This window comes from Streptomyces sp. NPDC046203, from assembly GCF_040646255.1.
GTDB lineage: Bacteria > Actinomycetota > Actinomycetes > Streptomycetales > Streptomycetaceae > Streptomyces.
Genome location: NZ_JBEYZX010000003.1, coordinates 243,426 through 259,856, shown reverse-complemented (window position 1 = coordinate 259,856; position 16,431 = coordinate 243,426). Strand labels below are relative to the sequence as shown.

Annotated in this window: 16 protein-coding genes; 10 read left to right on the top strand and 6 right to left on the bottom strand. The window is 70.9% G+C overall.

All coding sequences use genetic code 11. The features are described from left to right. Positions 1-352: 352 nt before the first annotated feature. The 5 genes from ABZ990_RS04425 (at position 353) to ABZ990_RS04405 (ending at position 5,809) form a co-directional block, all read left to right on the top strand. Complete coding sequence (locus tag ABZ990_RS04425) at positions 353-1,591, top strand: Ig-like domain-containing protein (RefSeq protein ID WP_361225019.1); 1,239 nt, start codon at positions 353-355, stop codon at positions 1,589-1,591. 118 nt (positions 1,592-1,709) lie between these two features. Beyond that, the gene (locus ABZ990_RS04420) at positions 1,710-2,477 is read left to right on the top strand and encodes an enoyl-CoA hydratase-related protein (protein WP_361225016.1); all 768 of its coding nucleotides are present in this window, start codon (positions 1,710-1,712) and stop codon (positions 2,475-2,477) included. A 328-nt stretch (positions 2,478-2,805) separates the two neighbouring features. Beyond that, positions 2,806-3,330, top strand: coding sequence for an ATP-binding protein (locus tag ABZ990_RS04415; RefSeq protein WP_361225014.1), 525 nt, complete (start codon positions 2,806-2,808; stop codon positions 3,328-3,330). A gap of 446 nt (positions 3,331-3,776) precedes the next feature. Next, positions 3,777-4,553: a polysaccharide deacetylase family protein gene (locus ABZ990_RS04410; RefSeq protein ID WP_361225011.1), complete on the top strand. Its 777-nt coding sequence runs from the start codon at positions 3,777-3,779 to the stop codon at positions 4,551-4,553. Beyond that, entirely contained in the window at positions 4,553-5,809 is a 1,257-nt protein-coding gene (locus ABZ990_RS04405; protein ID WP_361225008.1) for a YncE family protein, read from the top strand. Before ABZ990_RS04410 ends, ABZ990_RS04405 begins: the two co-directional genes overlap by 1 nt. A 121-nt stretch (positions 5,810-5,930) precedes the next feature. On the opposite strand, the gene ABZ990_RS04400 is transcribed toward ABZ990_RS04405, so the two are convergent. Continuing rightward, complete coding sequence (locus tag ABZ990_RS04400; protein WP_361225005.1) at positions 5,931-6,569, bottom strand: GNAT family N-acetyltransferase; 639 nt, start codon at positions 6,567-6,569, stop codon at positions 5,931-5,933. 73 nt (positions 6,570-6,642) lie between these two features. Here ABZ990_RS04400 and ABZ990_RS04395 point away from each other — a divergent pair, with 73 nt between their 5' ends. The 5 genes from ABZ990_RS04395 to ABZ990_RS04375 all read left to right on the top strand — a co-directional run bounded on the left by ABZ990_RS04395 (position 6,643) and on the right by ABZ990_RS04375 (position 11,565). Next, positions 6,643-6,858, top strand: a complete 216-nt coding sequence (locus ABZ990_RS04395; protein ID WP_361225003.1) for an EF-hand domain-containing protein — start codon at positions 6,643-6,645, stop codon at positions 6,856-6,858. Between the two features lie 109 nt (positions 6,859-6,967). Continuing rightward, the gene (locus ABZ990_RS04390) at positions 6,968-7,900 is read left to right on the top strand and encodes a CopD family protein (RefSeq protein WP_361225001.1); all 933 of its coding nucleotides are present in this window, start codon (positions 6,968-6,970) and stop codon (positions 7,898-7,900) included. Positions 7,901-8,107: 207 nt separating this feature from the next. Continuing rightward, positions 8,108-8,890 carry an SAM-dependent methyltransferase gene (locus ABZ990_RS04385; RefSeq protein ID WP_361224999.1) on the top strand — a complete coding sequence of 261 codons (783 nt, stop codon included), beginning with the start codon at positions 8,108-8,110 and terminating at the stop codon, positions 8,888-8,890. A 213-nt stretch (positions 8,891-9,103) separates the two neighbouring features. Continuing rightward, complete coding sequence (locus tag ABZ990_RS04380) at positions 9,104-10,612, top strand: AMP-binding protein (protein ID WP_361225115.1); 1,509 nt, start codon at positions 9,104-9,106, stop codon at positions 10,610-10,612. Positions 10,613-10,803: 191 nt separating this feature from the next. Continuing rightward, positions 10,804-11,565, top strand: coding sequence for a hypothetical protein (locus ABZ990_RS04375; RefSeq protein WP_361224996.1), 762 nt, complete (start codon positions 10,804-10,806; stop codon positions 11,563-11,565). 242 nt (positions 11,566-11,807) lie between these two features. On the opposite strand, the gene ABZ990_RS04370 is transcribed toward ABZ990_RS04375, so the two are convergent. The 5 genes from ABZ990_RS04370 to ABZ990_RS04350 form a co-directional block, all read right to left on the bottom strand. Next, positions 11,808-12,233, bottom strand: a complete 426-nt coding sequence (locus tag ABZ990_RS04370; protein ID WP_361224994.1) for a PaaI family thioesterase — start codon at positions 12,231-12,233, stop codon at positions 11,808-11,810. Further along, complete coding sequence (locus ABZ990_RS04365; RefSeq protein ID WP_361225113.1) at positions 12,230-13,459, bottom strand: aromatic ring-hydroxylating dioxygenase subunit alpha; 1,230 nt, start codon at positions 13,457-13,459, stop codon at positions 12,230-12,232. The genes ABZ990_RS04370 and ABZ990_RS04365 overlap by 4 nt, the downstream gene beginning before the upstream one ends. A 181-nt stretch (positions 13,460-13,640) precedes the next feature. Continuing rightward, on the bottom strand, positions 13,641-14,306 hold the full coding sequence (locus ABZ990_RS04360; protein WP_361224991.1) for a TetR/AcrR family transcriptional regulator: 666 nt from the start codon (positions 14,304-14,306) through the stop codon (positions 13,641-13,643). Between the two features lie 116 nt (positions 14,307-14,422). Then, positions 14,423-14,662, bottom strand: coding sequence for a hypothetical protein (locus ABZ990_RS04355; RefSeq protein WP_361224988.1), 240 nt, complete (start codon positions 14,660-14,662; stop codon positions 14,423-14,425). A 157-nt stretch (positions 14,663-14,819) separates the two neighbouring features. After that, positions 14,820-16,205 carry an L-serine ammonia-lyase gene (locus ABZ990_RS04350; RefSeq protein ID WP_361224985.1) on the bottom strand — a complete coding sequence of 462 codons (1,386 nt, stop codon included), beginning with the start codon at positions 16,203-16,205 and terminating at the stop codon, positions 14,820-14,822. Positions 16,206-16,431: the final 226 nt, after the last annotated feature.

Genomic DNA, 16,431 nt, shown 5'->3' with positions numbered 1-16,431 from the left:
GTCACCAGGGCCCTGGCCGAAACTCCCCCACGACTCTCGGCCGACCTCTTTCCATGCCCCTCGGCAGATCTCTTCCGCCGGCCTTCCTCCGCCGGCGGCTCCGTTCCCTCCCGCCGTCGCCCACCCACCCCCTCAAGGCGTCCGTAGCCCCTTTAGCACCTTTTCCTGTTGCCGGACTCTCAGATTCCGGGGATTTCGGGGCTCGTTCGAGTGAACTGCGACGGAACGGTGACATTCGAAGGGAAGTTTCGTGACCAGCGGTGTGGTTATCTGACGCTGTGTGTGCGGGAGGAGTCGCACACCGGGGGTGGGAACCGGCGAGGCCGGTGCCATGTGAGGGGAGAACAGGATAGTGAACGGGCAGCCGATATCCGCAGCTTTCGCGGGACGTCGCAGTCGCCGGGCCATCCGGGGCCTGGGTGCCCTGGCGACGGGGACGATGCTTCTCGTCCTGACCGCGTGCGGGGGCGGCGACGACAAGGGCGCCTCGGGCTCGGTGGGTTCCGGGTCGGGCGGGGACACCGCGGCCTCGCAGGCGGTCGTCGCGATCGCTCCGAAGGACGGCGCCGACGCGGTCGCCACCAACGGCGCGCTGAAGGTGACGGCGGAGAAGGGCAAGCTGACCACGGTCACGGTCGCCGACTCCGAGGGCCACGAGGTCGAGGGCAAGATGTCCGCCGACGGCGCCAGCTGGGAGCCGACCGGACATCTTTCGGCCAGCACCAAGTACAAGGTGCACGCCATCGCCAAGGACTCCGCGGGCCTTGAGTCGGCGAAGGACACGAGCTTCACCACGCTCGTCCCGCAGAACACCTTCATCGGTCAGTACACGCCGGAGAGCGGTCAGACCGTCGGCGTCGGCATGCCGGTCTCCATCCGGTTCAGCCGAGGCATCACCGACCCTGAGGCCGTCGAGCGCGGCATCAAGGTCACGGCCGAGCCGGCCGTGGACATCGAGGGCCACTGGTTCGGCAACGACCGGCTCGACTTCCGTCCCGAGCACTACTGGGCCGCCGGCACCAAGGTGACCGTGCAGCTCAACCTCGACGGTGTCGAGGGCCGTCCGGGCGTGTACGGCAAGCAGAAGAAGACCTTCTCCTTCGCCATCGGCCGCCGCCAGGTCTCCACGGTCGACGCGAGCGCCAAGACGATGAAGGTCGAGCGCGACGGAGCGGTCATCAAGACCATCCCGATCAGCGCGGGCGCGCCGTCCACGACCACGTACAACGGTGAGATGGTCATCAGCGAGAAGTTCAAGATCACCCGGATGAACGGGGCCACGGTCGGCTTCGGTGGCGAGTACGACATCAAGGACGTCCCGCACGCCATGCGACTGTCCAACTCCGGCACCTTCATCCACGGCAACTACTGGGGTTCGCCCTCGATCTTCGGCACCACGAACACCAGCCACGGCTGCGTGGGCCTGCGCGACGCACGGGGCGCCGGTGACAGCTCGATGCCGGCCGCCTGGTTCTTCGACCACTCGCTCGTCGGCGACGTCGTCGTCGTGAAGAACTCCCGCGACAAGCAGATCCAGCCGGACAACGGCCTCAACGGCTGGAACATGTCCTGGTCGGCGTGGAAGGCCTGACGGCCTGACCAACCCACGGCCCGGCGGCGTTCGGGCCTGCCGGACCCTCACACGGGACCCGGTGCTGTGACCAACGGCACCGGGTCCCGTGCCGTACGCGGCGGCTAACCTTCCGGGCATGACTGTGAACCTCGAAGTCGCCGAAGGCGTCGGCACGATCCGGCTCGACCGTCCCCCGATGAACGCCCTGGACATCGCCACCCAGGACCGGCTGCGCGAGCTGGCCGAGGAGGCGACCCGCCGCGACGACGTGCGCGCCGTGATCCTCTACGGCGGCGAGAAGGTGTTCGCCGCCGGTGCGGACATCAAGGAGATGCAGGTCATGGATCACGCGGCGATGGTCGTGCGGTCCCGCTCGCTCCAGGACTCCTTCACCGCCATCGCCCGCATCCCCAAGCCCGTCGTCGCGGCCGTCACCGGGTACGCGCTGGGCGGCGGCTGCGAGCTGGCGCTCTGCGCCGACTACCGGATCGCCGCCGACAACGCCAAGCTGGGCCAGCCCGAGATCCTGCTCGGTCTGATCCCCGGCGCCGGCGGCACCCAGCGCCTGTCCCGTCTCATCGGCCCCTCCCGCGCGAAGGACCTCATCTTCACCGGTCGCATGGTGAAGGCCGACGAGGCGCTCCAGCTCGGCCTGGTCGACCGCGTCGTCCCGGCCGCCGAGGTCTACGAGCAGGCATATGCCTGGGCGGCGAAGCTGGCCCAAGGCCCGGCCATCGCGCTGCGCGCGGCCAAGGAGGCCGTGGACCAGGGTCTGGAGGCCGACATCGACACCGGTCTCGCCATCGAACGCACCTGGTTCGCGGGCCTGTTCGCTACGGAGGACCGCGAGCGCGGCATGCGCAGCTTCGTCGAGGAGGGGCCGGGCAAGGCGAAGTTCGTCTGAGCCCCGCCCGAACGCGTCGCCTGAACCGCCTGAACTCGTACGACGTACGCCTGGACTCGTACGTCGTATGTCCGGGCTTGTACGCCGTACGACCCGAGCCCTCCGTACGTCCGAAGTCCCCCGCGCGCGCCCGCGCGTGACCAACGGCCCGCGTCCGGTTCTCCGGCCGCGGGCCGTCCCATGTCCGGACTCCGGAGCGATAGGGCCTAATGGCCCCTGGAACGCTCTCGGCATGTGCCATTGTCACTGGCCCGGAATTGTCGATTCCGGAGGGACGATTCCCGGGGAACGGCCCCGCGAACGGCCCCGGGCGGCCATGATGGTGGGCATGGCGGGCCTGGAGGGTATGGAGCAGCCGCGGCAGCGCGGCACGGGCGTCGTCGCCCGATGGGGGCCCGGCGCCGAGGACGAACAGGCGGCGGAGACGTACCGGGTGACCACGCGGGCGCTGGCCGAGTACGGCAACCCGGCGGAGGAGGACGTACGGCTGCCGTCGCTTCCCCAGTCCGCCGCGCTCGCCCGCCGGCTCACCCAGTGGGTGGTGCTGCGCGAATGGAGTCTCGGGCCGCAGATCGCCGAGCACGCGGTCCTGCTCGTCTCCGAACTGGTCGGCAACGCCGTGCGTCACACCGGCGCCCGCGCGTTCACTCTGCGGATGCACCGTCGCCGCGGCCGGATCCGGATCGAGGTGCGCGATCCCTCGCGCGGACTGCCCTGTCTGATGCCGGTGCACGAGCTCGACACCAGCGGCCGGGGTCTCATGCTCGTCGACAAACTCTCCGACCGCTGGGGCGTCGATCTGGCCCCGCGCGGCAAGACCGTCTGGTTCGAGATGCGGGTGCTCGACCGCTGACGTCCCCCGATGGCCGTCGGTCGCCACCCGCCGATGCCCGCTCCCGGGGCCCCGCCCCCGCCCCTCCCTGGACGCACGAAAGCCCCCGTCCGCCGTTGGTGGGGCGCGTGGGGGCTTTCGTGAGATGCGCCGTGGACGGGGGGGTGTATCCACAGCCGCTTGACGACCTGGCCCGGGTCAATGGGGGTCGTGGCACCGACTATCTCAGACAGGTGGCCTTGTAGCCAAAAGGACCTAACGAGCATATGCGGACATTCAGGGGTGTGGCGCAGATGAATCCTCGGTGATGTACAGCACCCACCTTTCAAACGATGAATAAATATAGGGTTTGCTGATTGTTTCCTCCCTTCGTCCGCATGCTGGACATGGGGCAAAGGGTGCAAACGCGCGCTCGAACGGGCCGGATCATTATCTTTCGGGATCAATCGGCCTTAAATGGACTTGTGATGCCGACCGACCGCCGCAGTGCCCTCCGGGCGGGCGCGGCCACCGCCCTCGCGGGGGCCATCGCCACCGCCTGCGGTACCCGCCCCACCCCCGGACTCGCGCCCGCCGACGCCCACTCCCGGGGCCCCGCCCCCGCCGCGCCCGTGGCCGCCCCGCTGCCCCGCCGCTACCCCGGCCGTCCCGCCGAGATCGCCACCGGCCCGCCCGACCGTCCCCACGTCGCGCTCACCTTCCACGGCCAGGGCGACCCCGCCCTCGCCCGCGCCGTACTGGAACGGGCCGAACACGGCGGCGCCCGGCTCACCGTCCTCGCCGTCGGCGACTGGCTCGACCGGCACCCCGAGATGGCCCGGCGCGTCCTGGACGGCGGCCACGACCTCGGCAACCACACCCAGCGCCACATCGGCATCAACGACATGACCGAAGCCGAGGCATATGCCGAGATCGAAGGCTGTGCCCGCCGGCTGCGCCGGCTCACCGGCTCCATCGGCACCTGGTTCCGGCCCTCGCGCACCCAGCACGCGAACGACACCGTCCGCCAGGCCGCCCAGCGCGCCGGGTACCCGCACGTCCTGTCCTACGACGTCGACTCCCTCGACTACACCTCGCCCGGCCCGCATGCCGTCGTCGCCAACGTCACCGAGCGCGTCCGGGCCGGATCGATCGTGAGCCTCCACCTCGGCTACCCCGACACCGTCACCGCGCTGCCCCTCCTCCTCGCCGACCTCGACCGCCGCCGCCTGCGCGCGGTGACCACCACGGAGCTGCTGAGCTGATGCCGAACCCCACCCAAGCCCACGCCCACGCCCGCGCAGACACCGGCACCCGCCCCCGCGCCCACCTCGGCGCCCGGACCCGCGCGCTGACGGCCGCCGCCCTGCTCCTCGCCCTCGGCCCCGGCCTCGCCGCCTGCGGCGGCGGCTCCGCCCCGGCCCCGCACGCCAACGGCACCAAGGAGGCCGCCGCGGCCGCCGCCGTACCCAAGCGGGCCGTCGACCCCGCCCTCCTGCCCGGCATGCCCCCGCCGCTCGATCCGCACGACCTCTACGCCGCCGACCGTCCGGGCGCGCTCTCCCCGGTCGTCAAGGACTTCCCCTCCCGGGTCTACGTCCCCAACACCAACTCCAACACCGTCTCCGTCATCGACCCGGCCACCTACAAGGTGATCGAGACCATCCCGGTCGGCAAGCAGCCCCAGCACGTCGTCCCCTCCTGGGACCTGAAGACCCTCTGGGTCAACAACGACCGGGGCAACACCCTCACCCCCATCGACCCGGCCACCGGCAAGGCCGGCAAGCCCGTCGACGTCCACGACCCGTACAACCTCTACTTCACCCCGGACGGCAAGTACGCCGTCGTCATGGCCTCGCTCGACCGCGAACTCGTCTTCCGCGACGCGCACTCCATGGAGCGGAAGAAGAGCGTCCCCGTCAGCTGCTACGGCGTCAACCACGCCGACTTCTCCGCCGACGGCCGCTACTTCGTCGTCTCCTGCGAGTTCTCCGGCGAGCTACTGAAGGTCGACACCGCCGCGATGAAGGTCGTCGGCCAGCAGAAACTGCCGTTCAAGGGCGCCATGCCCCAGGACGTGAAGATCTCCCCGGACGGGAAGACCTTCTACGTCGCCGACATGATGGCGCACGGTATGTGGGTGCTCGACGGCGAGAAGTTCACCACCCCGCACCTGCTGCCCACCGGCAAGGGCTGCCACGGGCTCTACGTCTCCCGCGACTCCAAGGAGATGTACGTGTCCAACCGGGGCGAGGGCACCGTCTCCGTCTTCGACTTCACCCAGGACAAGCTCACCAAGAAGTGGAAGCTGCCCCAGGGCGGCTCGCCCGACATGGGCGGGGTCTCCGCCGACGGCAAGGTGCTGTGGCTGTCCGGCCGTTACGACTCCGAGGTGTACGCGATCGACACGGCGAGCGGCAAGCAGCTGGCCCGCATCCCCGTCGGCAGCGGCCCGCACGGACTGGCCGTCTACCCGCAGCCGGGCCGCTACTCGCTGGGCCACACGGGAGTGTTCCGCTGAGTCCCCGCCCCTGGCCCTGCCCCTGAGTCCGCCCCTGGCCCTGCCCCTGAGTCCGACCCTGACCCCGGACCCGACCCCGACCCTGACCCCCGACCCCAGCCCCGCCCCCCTCCCGCGCGGCTCACCCCTTCAGCAGCAACGCCTCGCTGCACACCGGACGGTAGCCCGCCGCCTGGAAGGCGCGGACGCTGCGGGCGTTGCCGGGGGACTGCTGGGCCCAGATCACCGGGTCCGGGGTGAGATGGCGGGCGGCCCGCGCGAGGGCCCGGCCGAGGCCCCGGTGGCGTACGTCCTCGTCGACCTCGATCGCCGCCTCCATCCGGCCCGCCACGCCCCGGCCGAGGGTGAGCAGACCGCCGTCGGTGACCCAGACCCGTACCTCGTCCCGGAACGCGAGCGCGCGGGCCACCCGAGGGTGTTCCTGGTCCGCGATCTCGCGCAGCGCGATCTCCGGCGGGCCGGGCAGCGCGCCCGCGACCGTCAGCAGGTCGATGGTGTTCATGGTGCGGCCGGTCCGGTCCATCAGCGCCGTCAGGAACCGCGGATTCATGCTCGCCGACAGCGGATCGCCCGCCGTCGCGGCCAGTTCCGCCCGGATCCAGGCCGGGTCCTCGTCCAGGAACACCACCGTGTGCGCGGTGAACGCCAGCACGCCCGCGTCCCGCCCGCTGGGCTGCGGAAGCACCGTCGTCGACCCGTCCGGCACGGGGAATTCGCCCCGGGCCGCCGCCTCCAGAATCCCCGCCACTCCCACGTTCATGCCCCCATCATGAACCACCGTCAGGCCCGATAATCTGACCCCGACATCGAAGCACCGAGAAGGGGCGGAAGCAGTGGCGGACATCGAGTCGGCGCGTACGGCATTCGACAAGTTCGACGTGGACGGGGACGGCTTCATCACGGCCGCCGAGTACAAGCACGTCATGGCCGAGATGGGCGACTTCCACGTGACGGAGTCCGTCGCGGAGGCGCTCATCAAGCAGCGCGACGACAACGGCGACGGCAAGCTCTCCTGGGACGAGTTCTGGTCGCACCTCAGCAAGGCCTGATCCCTGCGGGTACGGACAGGCGGCGGACCCCTCGGGGTCACCCGTACGGCGTAGACCATGCGTCCGTACGCGAGTTGCCGCCCGTCCGGACCCCGGCGACGATCGATCGGTGACGCCTCCCGGACCTCCCGAACCTCCCGGGCCCTTCGGCACTCCGATACGCCGGACGGCCGCGGCCGCTCTCGCGGTCCTCGCCGTCCTCGTCACCGCCCTGCTCGGGGACTCGCTCGCCCAGTTCGGCACCGGCGAGCTGGAGATCCCCGCCGCCGGAAGCATCACGGTGCTCCGGCTCCTCGTCGTCACCGCGCTGGCCGTACAGATCGGCGAACTCGCCGGCGTGCGGATCGCGGGCGACGGACCACTGCCACGCCGCTGGTCCCTCACGGCCGCCGTCACCGGATGCGCCGCCTCCGCCGGACTGCTCGTCCTGCTCTCCGCGCTCAGTGGGCTGAGACTCGGCACCGTGTACGGGCTGCGCGAGGGCCGGCTCATCCTGATCACCGCCAACGCCTTCGTCCTCGCCGCGCTCTGCGCCGCGACCACCCGGCACCGGGAACTCGCCGCGCTGCCGCTCGCCGTCGCCGTCGGCGCGGAGGCGCTGCGCGCCCACCCGGAGTCGTACAGCCCGGTCTTCGGCGTGAGCCTCACGGTGATCCATCTGACCGCCGCCTCGCTGTGGTTCGGCACGCTGCTGTACGTGCTGCGCGTGATGCGGCTGCGCGGCGGCGGGCGGGACGTGCTGCTGCGGTACGCCCGGATGGCCGGCTGGCTCTTCGCCGCCCTCGCCGTCACCGGCACCTGCTCGACCCTGCGCCGGCTGCCGCTCGACGGGGTGCTCACCACGGCGTACGGCAGGGTGCTGCTGGTCAAACTCGCCCTCTTCGGGGTCGCCGCGCTGCTCGCGCTGACCGCCCGCCGCCGGCTGCTCCGGGGCGCCGACGCCCAGCCCCCGGCCCGCGTCGAACTGGGCGTCCTGGCGGTCGTGCTGCTGGTGTCGGCGCTGCTCACGGTGGTCCCGGACCCGCACTGGCTGCTGCCGTAGCGCCCGCCGTAGCACCCGCCGGGCGGGCGCCGTCAGAGGGGCAGTCCGTAGCAGCCGCTCTCCGTCCCGTTCAGCCCGGAGTGGCGCATGGCGTGGACCTGCCGGGCGTCTTGCCTGCCGCCCAGAGTCGTCGCTGGTGGGAGCGGGTGGTGGCAATGTGTCACCTGCGGAGGGGAGTTGGCGGATCGCTGCGATACGTTGACGCGCGTGACAGACATCGGATCGCGCATCGACACGTCCCGCCCGCACACCGCCCGGATCTGGAACTACTGGACCGGCGGCAAGGACAACTACCCCGTCGACCGGGAGGCCGGCGACCGGATCCGGACGCTGCACCCCGGGATCGGGGAGTACGCGAAGGCGGACCGGCTGTTCCTCGGACGGGCGGTGCGCCACCTGGCCGAGGAGCGGGGCATACGCCAGTTCCTCGACATCGGCACCGGCCTGCCGAGCGCCGACAACACCCACGAGGTCGCCCAGCGCGTCGCCCCCGAGTCCCGGGTCGTGTACGTCGACAACGACCCGCTCGTCCTCGCGCACGCCCGCGCGCTCCTGGTCGGCACGCCCGAGGGCCGCACCGACTACCTGGACGCCGATCTCCGCGACGTCGACGCGATCCTGGCCGCCGCCGCGAAGACCCTCGACTTCTCGCAGCCGGTCGCGCTGATGCTGCTCGGAGTCGTCATCTTCATCGAGGACGACGAGGAGTCGTACGCCATCGTCCGCCGCCTCATGGACGCGCTCGCCCCCGGCAGCCATCTCGTCCTCTCCCACACGGTCACCCACCCCGACATGCCGGACGTCGACGAGGCGGTGGCCTTCTGGAACGAGCACGGCACCCCGAAGCTCACCCAGCGCACCCCGGCCGCCGTCGCCCGCTACTTCGACGGCCTGGAACTCCTCGACCCCGGCGTGGTGACCTGCTCGGCCTGGCGCCCGGAGGCCGAGGGCGAGGCGGTGGCGATGTACGGCGGTGTGGGCCGCAAGTAGCGGCCCGGACGCCCCGGGCGGCCGGGTCCCGGCGCGCTCGCTCCGGCATCCCCTGCCCCTGCGTCCTCCGCTCGGCATCCCCCGCACGCCACACGGCAGTTGAAGCTTCCCCGGGGCATGGAACGATGATTCAATTCCCGCCATGCCGAGGAACCTCGGCATGGCGGCAGCCCCCATGGAACAGCGGAGGACCCTGCGGTGAACCTGACATGGATGCTGGAAGGGTCGGCCCGCGGGTGTGGCGGGAAACCGGCCCTCGTGTCCGATCTGGGGACGATGACGTACGCCGAGCTGCTCGCCGCGTCCAAGCGGGCCGCCGCCGTGCTGCGGGACCGAGGGGTGCGGCCGGGCGACCGCGTGGGGGTGATGACGTACAACACCCCCGCCTTCGCCGTGGCCGCGTTCGGGATCTGGCGGGCCGGGGCGGCGCTCGTCCCCATCAACCACAAGCTGACCGCGCCCGAACTGGCGTACCTCGCGGGGCATTCCAAGCTGCGGGTCGCCGTCGTCGCCGAGGAACTGGCCGGACGGATGCGCGAGGGCGCCCCCGAGGTCGACGCGCTCACGACGAACGACACCGGCGACGGAGGGTTCGACACGCTGGTTGCCGGGGCGCCGGAATGGGAGGGCGTGGAGGCCGGCCCCGACGACGTCGCGCAGGTGCTGTACACCTCCGGGACGACCGGCGCGCCCAAGGGCTGTCTCCACTCGCACCGAGGGCTGTCCGCCGTGCCCGCCCACACCGCGGCCGCCGCCGGGCTGCGCCGCGACGACCGGTTCCTGCTGGCCATGCCGATCTGGCACGCCTCGCCCCTGAACAACTGGTTCCTGTCCATGATCTATCTGGGCGGCACCGTCGTCCTGTTGAAGGAGTACGAGCCCCTCGCCTTCCTCGAAGCCGTGCGCAGGCACCGGGTCACGGCCTTCTTCGGCGCCCCCATCGCCTACCTCGCCCCGTTGAAGGTCCTCGCCGCGACCGGGGGCGACGTGTCCGAGTTCCGGCTGCCGAGCGTACGGCTGTGGGCCTACGGCGGGGCGCCGCTGGGCGCGGAGACGGTGCGGACGCTGGAGGCGGCGTACGGCGCGGACCGCTTCTGCCAGGTGTACGGGATGAGCGAGATGGGGCCGGTGGGCTCCGTGCTCCGCCCGCAGGACCAGCTCGTCAAGGCCGGGTCGATCGGGGCGGGCGGCATGCCGGGCGTGGACATCCGCGTGGTCGGGGAGGACGGCCGGGACGCCGGGGCCGGCGAGATCGGCGAGCTGTGGCTGCGGTCGGGGACCCGGATGCTGGGCTACCTCGACGATCCGGAGGCGACGGAGCGCGCCTTCGAGGGCGACTGGTACAAGTCGGGGGATCTGGCGCGGGTGGACGAGGACGGCTATCTGTTCATCGTCGGCCGGGCCAAGGACGTCGTCATCACCGGCGGCGAGAACGTCTACGCGCCCGAGGTGGAGGAGGCGATCCTGGGGCATCCGGCGATCCGGGACGCCGCCGTCGTCGGACGGCCGCACCGGGACTGGGGCGAGACCGTCGTCGCCGTGGTGGAGGCCGGCGAGGCGGTGACGCTGGAGGAGCTGCGCGCGTTCCTCTCCGGCCGGCTGGCGAAGTACAAGATCCCCCGGGATCTGGTGGTGGTCCCGTCGCTGCCGCGTACGCCCTCGGGCAAGGTGCGCAAGCACGTCCTGCGCGAGCAGGTGCGGGAGGTGGGGTCCGGCGTGTGACGTCGCGTCCGGCCCCTGACCTGCCCGGTCCGTGACGGGCCCCGCGCGGGGCGCTTCTCGCGGGGCGAAGATCGTCCGACGCCGATCGTGATCAACACGGCGTACAACCTTTTGTGGATCACAACTGTCTGAAAATACGCGCGAGAGAAGCCATCTCCGGCGCTTTTCGGTACAGAGGATGTGGGGATCACATGGGGAAGAAGCTCTGGAGAGCTGTCGTGGCCGGTGGAGCGGCTGCGGTGTTCACCGGCCTGGCCGCGTTTCCGGCCGGTGCGGCCGAGGGTGGGGCCGCGTTCACCCGCGTCAAGGTGAACGGCGGGAAGCCGGTCGTGATCGGGGTCGCGAACGGGGTCAAAGTGCCCACCTCCTTCAGGCTGACGACCCCCTACAAGGTGAAGTGGACGGACGTATTCCTGTATCGCGGCAAGACGCACAATCGGCTGTGGCACTCCATCGAGACGAGCGACTGTGGTGTCGTGCTCTCGCCCTGTGACGTCACCGAGACGATGTACTTCAACCCGAGCCTGTGGGACCTGCGCAACAGCGAGGCCGGGGCCTGGAAGGTCGCGGGCGAGGTGCGTTTCAAGGACGGCACCGGTGACATCGACGACGTGGGTCAGACGGTCTACGTCAAGCGCAACTCCCGTCTGTCCGTGAAGGCTTCGCCCAAGCCGGTGGCCAAGGGTGGCACGCTGACGGTGACCGGAAAGGTCACGCGGGCCAACTGGGAGACCCGGAAGTACGTCTCGTACGAGGGCCGCAAGGTGAGCCTGCAGTTCAAGCCGGCCGGCGCCACCTCGTACACCTCGGTGAAGACGGTGTACGCGAACGGCAAGGGTGACCTCAAGGCGACCGTGAAGGCGTCCAAGACGGGTACGTGGCGCTGGATGTACGGCGGCAACACCACGACCGGTGCCTCGACTTCGGCCGGGGACTACGTCGTGGTGAAGTGACCTCCCCAGGTCACCTCGCCGCCCGGCCCGAGGCGCTCGCCTGAAGGGCCGGACGGCGACGGAAAGGGTTCGTGCTGCAGTCGTACCGCAGCCGACCGCGATGTCGGAGGCGGCGCGAACCCCTTCCCTTCTTCCCGGCGTTCCCGGCGTTCTGCGCCGGTCGAGAGCCGGACGAGAGCGTCGAGCGGATACGGAGGCGCGTCCGCTCCCCAGCGGCGGACGCGCCTCCGTAAGAGGGGGGCTCAGCCCTCCTTCTTGCCCGCGCTCACGATCGTCCCCTGCGCCACCGCGACCAGGCGCTCCTCGCCCTGCTCCGAGACGACGTAGACCGAGCACTGGCACACGGCCTGGCGCCGGGTCGTGGCGGTCGCCTCGGCGCGGGCGACGACGACCTCGCCCACGGCCGGCCGCACATAGTTGATCTTGTATTCGGCGGTGAGCGCGTCACCGCCGAGGGCGAGCCCTCCGGCGAAGGTCAGCGCGTTGTCGGCCAGGTAGCTGAGGACCCCGCCGTGGACGAAGCCGTGCTGCTGCTGGATCTCGGGCCGGTTGACGACGCGGATCTCGGCCGTGCCGGGTCCCACGGCGGTGAGTTCGGCGCCCAGGAACATGCTGAACGGCTGGGCCTGGAAGATGCCGTGCGCGAAAGCGTCGAGGTCCGTGGTCATGAGTGCTGTCCTGTCGCTCGGGGGGCGGTGGGGGGAGTGGGGCTCGCGGGAGCGGCCGAGGAGTCGGTGTCCGGGGTGGTGGTGTCCGGGGCGGCGGGGTCCGGGTCGGTGAGCCGTTCGTCGATGTTGTCCTGGAACATCGCGAGCAGACCCTCCGCGAGGCCCAGGACGTGGTGGTCGCTGCCGCCGTGGAGCAAGGTGCGCTGCACGTCCTCGGCGATGGCGAAGTCCTCCTGGTCGAAGACCGTGTCGTTCGTGAACTCGAAACGCTTGGCCAGCGCGCTCTGCCCCGCCGATCCGGGGAAGTCGCCGTCCCGGTACAGCATTTCATGGGTCCAGATGGTGCGGTCCGGAGCGAGGGGCCAGAACGTGTTGATGGACACGTAGTCCGGATGCAGGATGAAGAAGGTGTTGGGGAAGAGCGTGTAGTACACCGAGGCGTAGTCCAGGATGCGCCACTCCTCCTGGGGCTTCGTCGCCGTCTCGACGATGTTGGTACGCGCCGCGGACAGCCGGATGTGCGGTCCGTCCTCGTCGTGCGCGATCACGCCCTTCTTGAAGGCGAAGGCGAGGGTGTCCCGGTGCAGATACGGGACGTGGTAGCCCTCCAGATACGTCTTGATCAGCAGCTTCCAGTTGGCTTCCTTGACCACCTTGGTCTTCTTGTACCGGACCAGCGAGGCGACGTCGAAGTTCACCAGGTCGTCGTGGAAGGTCCCGAGGAAGCCGGGTATGTCGAGCGTCTCGCCCGGCGTACGGCCGACCCAGATCAGACCGCCGGACTCGGCGGCGGGCAGTTCCACCAGCCCGTAGTCGCAGGTCTTGACGCCGGGGAAGTCATGGGCGCGGGTGATGCCCTTCAGCGCGCCGTCGAGCCCGTATATCCAGCCGTGGAAGGGGCAGATGAAGTTCTTCACCGTGCCCGTCGGCTGGTCGGCGAGCCGGGCTCCGCGATGGCGGCACTGGTTGTAGAAGGCGCGGACCCGGCCGTCCTCGCCCCTGACCGCGATGAAGGGGAACTGGTCCCAGTCGCTGGTGAGATAGGCCCCGGGCTCGGCGAGCGCGGAGGCGTGCCCCGCGATCAGCGGATACCGGGAGAAGGCCGAGGCGATCTCCCGGTCGAGGAGGGCCTCGTCGGTGTACTTCGTCACCGGGATCGTGACGACCTCGTCGAGCATCTTCTCGTCCCGGCGTGTCTCGCGCAGTGCGAGAAGCCGCTCGATCATCGCCACTTGCTCACTTTGCCGCATGGGGCCCCCGTCGCAGGTCAAGCTCTGAATCCACGTTCAATTCATGGTACGGAGGGTGCGGGGGTGAGGCAATGAGCTTCCGTAGTACGGGATTTCGGCCGGGCGGGGCAGGGGTCGGCGGGACGAGGGTCGGCGGGGCAGGGGGCGGCGGTACGGATCAGGCGCGATCGGCCGGTCGGGCGGGGCCGGCCGGGAGGGGGCGGGAGGGGGCGCCGCCGAGGGCGCGCAGACAGAAGGCGCGGATCTCGGCGACCAGTTGCTCGTCGGGCACCTCCGCTTTCTGCGAGACCTCCGGCGAGAGCCTGCCGACCAGCGCCTCGGAGATGGCGCCGATGGCGGCGCCGGCGGAGACGGCCGCGTTCTGCGGGGCGAACAGCCCGTCCGCGACGCCGTCGCGGACGACGCCCTCGCACACCTGCGCGTACTCCCGCCGGTACGCCAGCCGTTCCCGCTCCACCACCGGCGAGACCGGTTCGAAGAGCAGGGCCCACGCCAGCCGCCGCCCGCGCAGGGCGCGCCGCGTGAACGTGTCGGCGAACGCTTCGAGCCGGGCCCCGGGATGCGCGGGCGCGGCGTCCACCGCCTCGCGTACGGCGGCCAGTTCCCGCCCCGCGGCCCGGCGGAAGACCTGGGCGAGCAGCTCGTCCCGGCTGCCGAAGTACGAGTAGAGAGAGCCCGCGCTCACCCCGCACGCGGCGGCCACCGCGGCCACCCTCGCCCCGGCGAACCCCTCCCGGGCCACGAGTTCGTGCGCGGCCCGCACGAACGCCTCTTCCTTCGTGCGCGCGTGCCGCTTCGTCCGTTCCGTACGCCGGTACACCATGGCGGGAGCAGGGCCTTCCGTGTCGTTGCAGGGAAGCAACAGTGAACCAGGGAAACCCTCGTGGGGTGGGCGGTCCGGGGGCGGGGCTCGGCGGGAGGCGCGGCGCGGCCCCGGGGTCAGCGCCTGAGGATCGCGCGCTTGGCCTCGACGGCCGCCGGATCGACCGGGCCGTGCTCGCGCTCCGCGTCCTCGATGAGCTCCCGCAGCCGGTCCCGCTCCAGCCTGCGCCGGTCAGGGGAGTCGGCAGGTGTGGACATGCCTTGTTCGTCCGTGCGTACCGTGAGCGCGGCGAGGGCGCCTTCGCGGAGTACGTCTTCGCGGAGCGCGTCTTCGCCGGGCGTCGGAGGGGCGGCCATGGGATCGAGCGTACCGAGGCTCGTCGGGCGGAACGCCCACCCGCCCGCCCGGCCCCGCCGCCGCCCCCGTACGAACGCCGAAGGCCCCGACCGCGCCGAACGAGACAAGCGCGGGTCAGGGCCTCAGAGCCTCAGGGGCGTACCCCCAGGCGAGGACTCAGCACTCGATGATGTTCACCGCGAGCCCGCCCCGCGCCGTCTCCTTGTACTTCACGCTCATGTCCGCGCCCGTCTCCTTCATGGTCTTGATGACCTTGTCCAGGGAGACCATGTGGCTGCCGTCGCCGCGCAGCGCCATCCGGGCCGCCGTGACGGCCTTGACCGCCGCCATGCCGTTGCGCTCGATGCACGGGATCTGGACCAGGCCGCCGACCGGGTCGCAGGTCAGGCCCAGGTTGTGCTCCATGCCGATCTCGGCCGCGTTCTCCACCTGCTCGGGGGAGCCGCCGAGGACCTCGGCGAGCGCGCCGGCGGCCATCGAGCAGGCCGAGCCGACCTCGCCCTGGCAGCCGACCTCGGCGCCGGAGATGGAGGCGTTCTCCTTGAAGAGCATGCCGATGGCACCGGCGGCGAGGAGGAAGCGGACCACGCCGTCCTCCTTCTCCTCCTCGGAGGCGCCGCCGGCCGCGAAGTTCATGTAGTAGTGCAGGACGGCGGGGATGATGCCGGCCGCGCCGTTCGTCGGGGCGGTGACCACCCGGCCGCCCGCCGCGTTCTCCTCGTTCACCGCCATCGCGTAGAGGGTGATCCACTCCATCGCGTGCGCGGCCGGGTCGCCCTCGGAGCGCAGCTTGCGGGCGAGGGTCGCGGCGCGGCGGCGGACCTTCAGGCCGCCGGGCAGGATGCCCTCGCGGGACATGCCGCGCGCGATGCAGGCCTGCATGACCCGCCAGATCTCCAGGAGCCCCGCGCGGATCTCGGCCTCGGTGCGCCAGGCCTTCTCGTTCTCCAGCATCAGCGAGGAGATCGACAGACCGGTCTCCTTGGTGAGCCGGAGCAGCTCGTCGCCGGTGCGGAAGGGGTGGGTGAGGGCGGTGTCGTCCGGGATGATCGGGTTCTCGCCGGCCACCGCGTCCTCGTCGACGACGAAGCCGCCGCCGACCGAGTAGTACGTCTTCTCCAGGAGCGGTGCGCCCTCGATGTCGTACGCGAGGACGGTCATGCCGTTGGCGTGGTACGGCAGGGCCTTGCGGCGGTGCAGGATCAGGTCGTCGTCGAACGAGAACGGGATGTCGTGCGCGCCGAGCAGGTTGATCCGGCCGCTCGACTTGATCCGCTCGAACTCGCCGTCGGCGCTCTCCACGTCCACCGTGCGCGGCGAGTGGCCCTCCAGGCCCAGCAGGACGGCCTTCGGGGTGCCGTGGCCGTGGCCGGTCGCGCCGAGGGAGCCGTACAGCTCCGCGCGTATGGAGCCCACGTGGGCGAGCAGCCCCTCGTTCTTCAGCCGCCGGGCGAACATCCGCGCCGCGCGCATGGGGCCCACCGTGTGGGAGCTCGACGGGCCGATACCGATCGAGAACAGGTCGAAGACCGAGATGGCCACGGGAACTCCTTGTGGGGGCTGGACGCCATTGTCTGCCGGGGTGGTGCAGAACGTGCCGTGAAAGATGTGCGGGGACAGCGGGGACAGCGGGGACAGACGTGGGTGGGGCACCGCGCGCGCTGGCAGGCTCACTGTCCAGTGTGCGTGGTGCCCCGGGGGTTTCGTACGGACGAACCGGAGAACAAAAGCGTACGAAATTATTTCTTCAGGATCTTCTTGATCTTTC